The organism is Brunnivagina elsteri CCALA 953 (genome assembly GCF_002289455.1).
GTDB lineage: Bacteria > Cyanobacteriota > Cyanobacteriia > Cyanobacteriales > Nostocaceae > Brunnivagina > Brunnivagina elsteri.
Genome location: NZ_NTFS01000274.1, coordinates 1 through 8,906, shown reverse-complemented (window position 1 = coordinate 8,906; position 8,906 = coordinate 1). Strand labels below are relative to the sequence as shown.

Annotated in this window: 8 protein-coding genes; 7 read left to right on the top strand and 1 reads right to left on the bottom strand. The window is 37.0% G+C overall.

All coding sequences use genetic code 11. The features are described 5' to 3' along the window. Window positions 1–82 precede the first annotated feature (82 nt). The 4 genes from CK510_RS20760 (at window position 83) to CK510_RS20745 (ending at window position 2,460) form a co-directional block, all read left to right on the top strand. Window positions 83–799, top strand: coding sequence for a DUF8619 family protein (locus tag CK510_RS20760; protein ID WP_095723513.1), 717 nt, complete (start codon window positions 83–85; stop codon window positions 797–799). A 232-nt stretch (window positions 800–1,031) separates the two neighbouring features. After that, window positions 1,032–1,289 (top strand): hypothetical protein, encoded by a 258-nt coding sequence (locus CK510_RS20755; protein WP_211293240.1) that lies wholly within the window; start codon window positions 1,032–1,034, stop codon window positions 1,287–1,289. A 186-nt stretch (window positions 1,290–1,475) separates the two neighbouring features. After that, a complete protein-coding gene (locus CK510_RS20750; RefSeq protein WP_095723512.1) occupies window positions 1,476–1,721 on the top strand; it encodes a helix-turn-helix domain-containing protein in 246 nt (81 codons plus the stop codon). Next, entirely contained in the window at window positions 1,705–2,460 is a 756-nt protein-coding gene (locus tag CK510_RS20745; RefSeq protein ID WP_095723511.1) for a hypothetical protein, read from the top strand. The genes CK510_RS20750 and CK510_RS20745 overlap by 17 nt, the downstream gene beginning before the upstream one ends. On the opposite strand, the gene CK510_RS20740 is transcribed toward CK510_RS20745, so the two are convergent. Continuing rightward, the gene (locus CK510_RS20740; protein WP_095723510.1) at window positions 2,417–3,577 is read right to left on the bottom strand and encodes a DNA cytosine methyltransferase; all 1,161 of its coding nucleotides are present in this window, start codon (window positions 3,575–3,577) and stop codon (window positions 2,417–2,419) included. The genes CK510_RS20745 and CK510_RS20740 overlap by 44 nt on opposite strands. A gap of 238 nt (window positions 3,578–3,815) precedes the next feature. Here CK510_RS20740 and CK510_RS20735 point away from each other — a divergent pair, with 238 nt between their 5' ends. The 3 genes from CK510_RS20735 (at window position 3,816) to ilvA (ending at window position 8,720) form a co-directional block, all read left to right on the top strand. Then, window positions 3,816–5,792 carry a DNA cytosine methyltransferase gene (locus tag CK510_RS20735; protein WP_095723509.1) on the top strand — a complete coding sequence of 659 codons (1,977 nt, stop codon included), beginning with the start codon at window positions 3,816–3,818 and terminating at the stop codon, window positions 5,790–5,792. Window positions 5,793–5,801: 9 nt separating this feature from the next. Then, window positions 5,802–7,112, top strand: a complete 1,311-nt coding sequence (locus tag CK510_RS20730; protein ID WP_095723508.1) for a hypothetical protein — start codon at window positions 5,802–5,804, stop codon at window positions 7,110–7,112. A gap of 96 nt (window positions 7,113–7,208) precedes the next feature. Further along, window positions 7,209–8,720 carry a threonine ammonia-lyase, biosynthetic gene (gene ilvA, locus CK510_RS20725; protein WP_095723507.1) on the top strand — a complete coding sequence of 504 codons (1,512 nt, stop codon included), beginning with the start codon at window positions 7,209–7,211 and terminating at the stop codon, window positions 8,718–8,720. The last annotated feature ends 186 nt before the right edge of the window (window positions 8,721–8,906 follow it).

The following is an 8,906-nucleotide window of genomic DNA, read 5'->3' as shown; positions in this document are numbered from 1 at the left end:
GGGGAGTAGGGAATAAAGAATTTAATGCCCAATTCCCCATGCCCAATCCCCAATTCCCCATGCCCAATCTAAAATTATATTTATGCTTGTTCCACTAACCCGCGAAAAATTTGAACAACTGATTCCACTGATTGCCACAGGTCCTCAGTATAAATACTATTGGGGTAAATTCTCTAATTTTTTACAACGGTTACTAATTTCCGTTGTGATTGGTGCGATCGTTTTACTATTTAAAGTATTATTTAGGGTAGATTTTCCTCTGGTTTTTATCATTGGAATCATTGGTGCATTTTATTGGTTTTGGGGTCCAGTTTTTCAAGCCAGTCAGCGAAACATAAAATGTCGTCGCTACAAATATAGTGGTTTTTTTCGCGGTCGCATATTGGATTTTTGGATTACCGAAGAATTAATTGGCAAGCAAGAAACAGTTAATAATAAAGGTGATTTGGTAATTGTTGAGAATCGCGAAAAACGAATTAATTTAGAAATCGGTGACGATACAGGATTTATAGCCGAATTTCAAGCACCACTAAAGGTTGCATATAAAGCGATTTCATCAGGTCAATGGGCAGAATTATTGGTAATGTCAAATCGTGGAGACTTGAGTACGATTGAAGAAATCAGTGATATTTATATTCCCAGTCGCGATTTATGGGTAAGCGACTATCCGATTTTGCGTCGCGATTTTTTCACAGAAGTTAGCAGTCGTTTAGACGATAATGAAGATGAAGACGATAAACCCCGTCGTCGTCGTTCGGAAGGGAATAGACGAAGAAAAAGGGATGATTATAGATATTAATTTATCAGTGGGTAAGCACAAACATTTATATACTGCAAACGGCTTAAAATTTGACTAATATAGAACCCCTCTCCAACCTCTCCCCTTACTAAGGGGAGAGGCTTAATAAATATTAGGTTTGGCAGATAAAAAGTATAATCCTTAACCGTTTTTAGTATACATTGCGATAATTTTAGATATTTTCTTTGATAATTTGTCCGTGAAATAGCCTTTTATCAACACGTAAATAATTATGATGTCTCCAAATTTATTAGAAATAGAGCGTTCAATCTGTGCTTTATCACTAGAAGAACAAGAATGGCTTTTAACGCGTATTACGAAACAAGTGCAAGACAAAAAGCAAATAGGGAGTAAATTTACTGATGCTAAATATATGCACGAACAACTTACCGCTATGGCTAGTGATTTACAGATAAAATCAGAAATTGCTTCTATTAATGAGGAATTTAAGATTACCGAAAGCGATGGCTTTAAAAAACATGAGTATTGAGCGAGGACAAATTTACATCCACCATATAAGCGTCCACATACAGGCTATGGGGTTTCTTAAGCGAGACGATAGAGAAATACAATCCCATGTTTTTAGAGACGATGTGGAGGTGCGATTAGGCAGAGAATACAGAATGAATACTTTAGTCTGTAGAACTTTTGTATTCAAAGCCCTATTTTAATATTTATGCAAACCAGTCAATTAGACAAAATATTAGGGCAAAAAATACAGTATCTTCGCACAAATAAAGGTTGGTCTCAAGAGTATTTAGCAGAAATAACAGGTTTGCACAGAACCTATATTAGCCAGCTAGAGCGAGGACTTAAAAGTCCATCCGTTAGGGTTCTTAGCCACATTACTCATGCCTTAAATATAACAATGAGTGAATTTTTGCGAGTTGTGGAGGAATCTCTAAATGTTAACGGAGAATGAAATAGGTAGACTAAGGAACGCAATAGTCGCAACTATTGCATCTCCAGTAATCGGGTCAATAGAAGATTATACTTGGGAAGCAATCTTTCATTATGTCAAAGATATTCCTCTATCCGATCCAGCTTTAGGACGTAGCAAACTTCTATACGATGCTGTTGATATTAGAACTAAATCTGGTTGGTCGCTTAAATCACTTCAACTTAACAATATAAAGCCAGGAAATACATTTTTCTTTGTCATTCAAAGAGCAGATGTGATTAAAAAAGCTGTTCAGCTTGGTTTTCCTAACTTGGCTGAGGGTTCTTCCCCACAGGAACTAGGTGCTGCTATAATTCAGCATTGGAATAAAAAAATAATTGCAAGTAAATCAGCACAATCTGTTGTACATAGTTATGAAGGTATACTCTTAAAAACAATACGAGGAAGGGAATACCTTTATTGCGAATATCCACTCGAACCACTCGAAGCAAATAACTTTGCTTCGGCTTGGACAGTAGATAGAATTACAGGAAAAGATGGAGTTGGTTTGCAAGGAAGTGTTTCTGGGAGAGTAGAACTAGTGTGGTACAAAAATCAAAAACAACTTTTTCGAGCTAGGACAATTCCTTCAGAAGCAGTTACTACTAATATTGAGCGGGTTCGTCTGCAACCAGATAGGTATGTAGAAACAATCCTCACAGCTTTACAAGAACAAGTTAGCGATAACCCATCTGAGAACAATCCGGAATTAAACATTTAGCTATAGCTTTAGCAAATAATGGAGGTACAGACTCACCGATTTGTGAAGACATATCAGTATAAGTTCCCAAAAAATGAAACCGATCGGGGAAAGAATGTAACCGAGCAGCTTCACGTATTGTTATGGTTCGATTTTGTGTAGGATGGAAAAATCGACCGGAACCAGGATGAAATACCCATCTGGTAATTGTTTTGGCAGGTTTATCCCAGTAAAGTCTTCCATATGCTCCACTATAATGCTTTTTAGGTGCTAATTCTGGTGGTAAATCTCTCGCATCTTGTCCTTCTTTTAAAACACGAACTCTTGCTATTTGAATAGGACTTAAAACACGAGCAACGTGATTAGTAATTTTACTACTCTCATTACGCATTAAAGTTTGATATTCACTTTTTGAAAAGGAAGGATAAACTTGATCGCTATATTCTTGTCCTGCTTCTAAGGATGGTAAATCGCCAATTGCATCCCTAACTGTAACAATCGAATAAATATTTGATTCAAATAAAGTTAGTTGTTGACTGTAAAAGTCTATATCCCGGTAATCGTTTGTAATCTGTTGGGAATGTGTTGGTTTTGGTAATTCTGGTAATTTATCTAAACTAGCTATAAAAAAAGCTCTAGTTCTGGTTTGGGGTATTCCATAAAGGGCTGAATTTAACGAACCTGAAGTTACTTTGTAGCCTAATAATTCTAATTTCTCTGTTATTTCATTTCTAACTACACCATTGTAAGCCTTTAATATTTCCGGAACATTTTCCATAACTACATAAATAGGTCGAAATTCTTGTACGAATTCCAAAAATGTTTTGTACAGTTGATTTCGAGGTTCATCAAGACTACGATTACTAGCAGGAATATTTCTTGAGAAACCTTGACAAGGAGGACCACCTATGAGTACTGTTAGTTCTTCTCGCTGCAAACCAAGGTGCGATCGCAATTCTGAAGGGCTAATTTTACATATATCTTGATTCAGAACTTTGGTATTTGGATAATTATACTGATATGTTGCCACGGCTTTTTTGTCTGCCTCAATGGCGCACAAAGACTCAAATCCTGCAAGGTTAAAACCAGTAGTTAGCCCACCCGCACCAGCAAATAAATCAATTAACTTGTATTTCATGTTTTGAATACTATAGTAATCAATGTTTGCTGTCAATGTTAGATTTATAAATGGTTTATTAAGTTGATGTGGAGGGGATGAGGAGGTGCGATCGCAATTTTTTGAGGTTGTAGCCAAGTGGGATTTTTAAAGGGGATGTGGAAGTGCGATCGCGTAACTGCCAAAAGCTTTAAATAACCTGTCTCCTAGATATGGTAAAAGTAATCTGTGTTGAAGATTAACTATACAGATTAAAAAAATGGAACAATTATGTCTTCCTTTGGATTTATATACTGAAAAACCAGATCATAAAACTTGGTTTCAAGATATCTTGGCTGTTTTAGAAGTAGAACAAGAAACAGCATGGGTTGATTGGTTTGGTAAATCTCTTAGAAAATTTATGATACAACAAGGACATACTCCCATCAAAACCCTCAGCCTATTTTCTGGAGGGGGTGGACTAGATATTGCATTTCATGATGCTGGCTTTGAAATCATTCAAATGGTGGAACTGGAAACTAAATATGTTAAAACTTTACAACAAAATTCTCAACAAGACAAATGGTTAGAGGGCTGTCAACCCATATGTATTAATGTTAAAGACTATACGCCACAAGACAATTTAAAAGTTGATTTTATTATAGGGGGTCCACCTTGTCAAACTTTCTCTGCTGCTGGACGTAGAGCTGCTGGGGTATCTGGTAAAAATGATGTGAGAGGTACGCTATTTCAAGAATATGTTCGCATTCTTGAAATACTTCAGCCAAAAGGATTCCTATTTGAAAATGTATATGGAATTACTGGAGCAAATGATGGGCAAGCTTGGCAAGAAATTCAGCTAGCTTTTAGAAAAGTTGGCTATAAAATTTATTTTCGTGTTCTTGATGCAGCCGATTATGGAGTTCCTCAGCACCGAGAAAGATTATTTATTGTCGGATTAAAAGAAGGTGAATATCTATTTCCATATCCTACTCATGGTCCTGATTCTCTCAACCAACAACAGTACTATTCTGCTGAAGAAGCTGTAAAAGGTGCTGATATTCTAAATGTGGAAGTAGGAATAGGTGGACGATTTGGTCATTTGCTTGAATTGATCCCACCTGGACTTAATTATAGTTTTTATACGAAAGAAATGGGTTATCCTCAGCCAATATTTAGTTGGCGATCAAAATTTTCAGATTTTTTATATAAAGCCGATCCAGAAAAACCTGTACGAACAATTAAAGCTCAAGGTGGGCAGTATACAGGTCCTTTTAGCTGGGAAAATCGTAAATTTTCAGTTGCAGAATTAAAACGTTTGCAAACTATTCCTGATAATTATGATCTGGTTGGAAATCGACAAGTTTGTATAGAACAAATTGGCAATTCGGTTCCTCCTCAACTGGGTAGAATTTTGGCTCTTAGTATACTAGAACAAGTTATGAAGGTTAAATTACCTTTTTCAATTAGCTATTTACCTGAAAATAAAAAGCTTGGTTTTCGGCAGCGTAAACGCAAGTTAACAGAAGTTTATCTTAAAAAAGCTACAATTGCAATTGCAGATTTATATAAACTAAAAAAAATAGTTACTCTAACTTCATTTGAATATAATGAAACAGGAAAATACATCAGATATTTATCTCCTGATTTTGCTTGGACAAAGAAATCAAATGTAGGAAGTCAAAAAATTAATATCAGCTATGATTTGAATAATTCATGTTGGTCGATAGTGGCAAGCCTGAATGAAATAGAACAGGGAAAAAGCAAATTTATTATTGATATTTACCCCTCTTATGGTTATGATGATTGGGGAATTTGTACAAATTCAGTTAAACTCTGTTCTCAAGATTTAGATATGCAAGTATTCACATCTCTTTGGAAAGCTTTTGAAGAAAAATTAATAGAAGTGACAGGGAAAGCTGATTTAGTACAACTTTCTGGCTACTATCAGTATGATGCACAAATTAGTGGAGTTATGAACTTTGATAGTAAGTTACAAATAGATGATTTTTGGCGTGTAGTTCAATATGTGACAAAATGTATTGGAATTGCAAAGCAATTATCAGCCGAAGAACTTGCAGATAAATGGTGTGTAGAAAAAAAGCATATATATTCATATCTTAAGTGTCTACGAGTGATGGGTTATGAAGTTAGAAATCATAATACAAATCCACAAATGATTGTAGGGAAATACTTAATCCCTTATGCCTTTCCTACATTAAATCCCAAAAGTGTGCAACTTCGTAAAAAACTATAATTTGAAATCATGAGCGAACGATATCTGAAAGTCTATACAGATAGAAGTGAATTAGTTTTAACAGATGGAACAATTCAATATTTTACTGAAGGTGGAATGAATCAACAGGCTAAGATAAGATATAGGAAAATTATATCGGAATTTGCAGATGGCTATTTAGAAAAGCAAATTCTTGTATGTAGAGATAATTCCTCTAATCTCAATTTTTCACAACTTAATCAAGAACAAAAGAATCTTTTAGATAAACTAGTTCAATCTGTTACTAGCGAAGTGGGTAGAGCATTGATTGGTCTGACAATATTGCAACTATGTGTTAAATCAGTTGAGCCTGAGCAGAATATCAGATTACATAAAGGTAGTTCAAGTACAAGAGATTTTTCATGGTGTGATGGTATATCGATGCGCTCTCTTGATAAACAATATATTACACCTGTCCTGCGAAAATACGAATTACTTCGATTAAATGCCGATGGTTTTATGATGACGCGAAGCTTGGCAGAAAACTATCCATATTCTTCTGTATATAAAGCCAATATTAGAGGCGCTCGTATTGAGTGGATTCATCTTGTTGAAGGAATTGAGGAAAATCAATTAAATTCGGAATCAGCATTACTCTATATCCTCTCACAACTAATTAATCGCGCTGATAACTTTAAAATATTAGCTTTACAAACGATTGAACAATTACATTTATTTTTGGAAACAAATCTTGTTAATCAAGATATTGCTTTAAGTTTTATATTGCGCCATATCAATAAGTCTGATTATGCCGCTCGATTAATGGAAATATCTATGCACAGTTTGATGCAAGCAATACAACAATATCCTATTTCCCCATATAAATCACTGAAACCCCTTTCACAAATGCGTTCAGCAAATAAGAAGCACGGAAATATAGCTGACATAGAAATTTTAGAAGATAGACAAATTGTGGAAGCATGGGATGCAAAATATGGTAAATCATATCTACGAGATGAGATTGAGGAATTATCAGAAAAGCTGGAAATTCATCCTGCACTTAGAAAAGCTGGTTTTGTTACAAGTATTGAACCTGAAAGGATTGATGAATTAAAGCCTAGATGCGAGGAAATAGAAGAAATATTTGGGATATCCCTTAAAATTCTTACTTTTGAGCAATGGGTACAAGAACAATTCACTCATGCTTTGGAAGAAGACATCATAACTGAAAATGAACTTGCATCGGCTTGGATGAAAGCTTATACAGAATCTTTAGCTCAACAACGTAGAAATATAGCACCGATTGATGAACCATGTTATCAATGGTTGTCCACATTGAACGAGACTTTAAGAGATTTGTAGCGATCGCACCTCTCCCAAACCCAAATCCCCTACAAAACTGTTACCGAACTGCCGTAAAATAAACATCTACCTGGCATCTACAAACCTCCCACCACCATGCTCTGCGATTACCTCCAATTAATCCTCACTGCCCGTGTATATGATGTAGCTCAAGAAACAGCACTGGAAATTGCACCAAACTTATCAAAGCGCCTCAACAATAAGCTGCTACTGAAACGTGAAGATATGCAATCAGTATTTTCATTTAAGCTACGTGGTGCTTATAACAAGATGGCAAATATCACACCCGAACTACTCAAACAGGGTGTGATTGCAGCTTCTGCGGGAAACCATGCCCAAGGTGTGGCATTGGGAGCGAAGGAATTGGGAACCCGTGCAATCATTGTCATGCCTGTAACTACACCCCAACTCAAAGTAGATGCGGTGAAAGCACGGGGGGGTGAGGTAGTTCTACATGGGGACACTTACGATGATGCCTATACCTATGCACGGAAATTGGAAGCCGAAAAAGGGATGACGTTTATTCATCCTTTTGATGACCCCTATGTAATCGCCGGACAAGGTACGATCGCAATGGAAATTCTCCGGCAGTATCAGCAGCCAATTCATGCTATTTTTGTCGCCATTGGTGGTGGTGGTTTGATTTCGGGTATTGGAGCTTATATAAAGCGCATCCGTCCGGAAATCAAAATTATTGGTGTGGAACCAGTGGATGCTGATGCCATGTCCCAATCGTTACAAGCTGGAAGAAGGATACGGTTGTCTCAGGTGGGTTTGTTTGCTGATGGTGTGGCAGTTAAGGAAGTGGGTGAGGAGACGTTTCGGTTGTGTCAAAAATATGTAGATGAGATTATTTTGGTGAATACGGATGCTACCTGTGCGGCAATTAAGGATGTGTTTGAGGATACAAGGTCTATTGTAGAGCCTGCTGGAGCATTAGCGATCGCAGGTGCAAAAGCTTATGTGGAGAGGGAGGGAATTGAAGGACAAACCTTGATTGCGATCGCTTGTGGTGCGAATATGAATTTTGACCGTTTGCGGTTTGTTGCTGAACGTGCTGAGTATGGGGAGCAACGGGAAGCGATATTTGCGGTGACAATTCCCGAAGAAGCGGGAAGTTTGCGGAGGTTTTGCGAATGTTTGGGTAAACGCAATCTGACGGAGTTTAGCTATCGGATTGCTGATGAGCGGGTTGCACATATCTTTGTCGGGGTGCAAATTCAAAACCGTGCAGATCGGGGTAAGATGGTGGAAAGTTTTACTGGGTGTGGTTTTGAGACTTTAGATTTAACCGATGATGAATTGACGAAGCTACATTTACGACACATGGTTGGTGGGCGATCGCAACTTGCACACCATGAGTTATTTTACCGCTTTGAGTTTCCCGAACGTCCGGGAGCTTTGATGAAGTTTGTTAGTTCGATGAGTCCAAATTGGAATATTAGTGTCTTTCATTACCGCAATAATGGCTCTGATTACGGGAAAATTGTTGTTGGGGTACAGGTTCCCCCCCAGGAAATGGGTGAGTGGCAGGGATTTTTAGATAATTTGGGGTATACCTATTGGGATGAAAATAATAATCCTGCCTATAAGTTGTTTTTGGGTTAAGGATACGGCAATTACCTAGCTTAGAAACGGGAAAATTAGAAATCCAGTTCCTTTTCCGTTAATAACTATCTTGTACATACAAAACATGAATTAATCCCCCTTTTCAAGGGGGGAAAATAAAAATCCAGTTCTCTCTTCTTAATAAAGGGGAACATAAAAATCCAATTCCCTCCCCTTAATAAGGGG

Bases quoted from the DNA above. Each gene is read 5' to 3' on its own strand.
- CK510_RS20755 (WP_211293240.1), top strand. From the start codon at position 1,032: ATGATGTCTCCAAATTTATTAGAAATAGAGCGTTCAATCTGTGCTTTA.
- CK510_RS20735 (WP_095723509.1), top strand. From the start codon at position 3,816: ATGGAACAATTATGTCTTCCTTTGGATTTATATACTGAAAAACCAGAT.
- CK510_RS20745 (WP_095723511.1), top strand. From the start codon at position 1,705: ATGTTAACGGAGAATGAAATAGGTAGACTAAGGAACGCAATAGTCGCA.
- CK510_RS20750 (WP_095723512.1), top strand. From the start codon at position 1,476: ATGCAAACCAGTCAATTAGACAAAATATTAGGGCAAAAAATACAGTAT.
- CK510_RS20730 (WP_095723508.1), top strand. From the start codon at position 5,802: ATGAGCGAACGATATCTGAAAGTCTATACAGATAGAAGTGAATTAGTT.
- ilvA (WP_095723507.1), top strand. From the start codon at position 7,209: ATGCTCTGCGATTACCTCCAATTAATCCTCACTGCCCGTGTATATGAT.
- CK510_RS20760 (WP_095723513.1), top strand. From the start codon at position 83: ATGCTTGTTCCACTAACCCGCGAAAAATTTGAACAACTGATTCCACTG.
- CK510_RS20740 (WP_095723510.1), bottom strand. From the start codon at position 3,577: ATGAAATACAAGTTAATTGATTTATTTGCTGGTGCGGGTGGGCTAACT.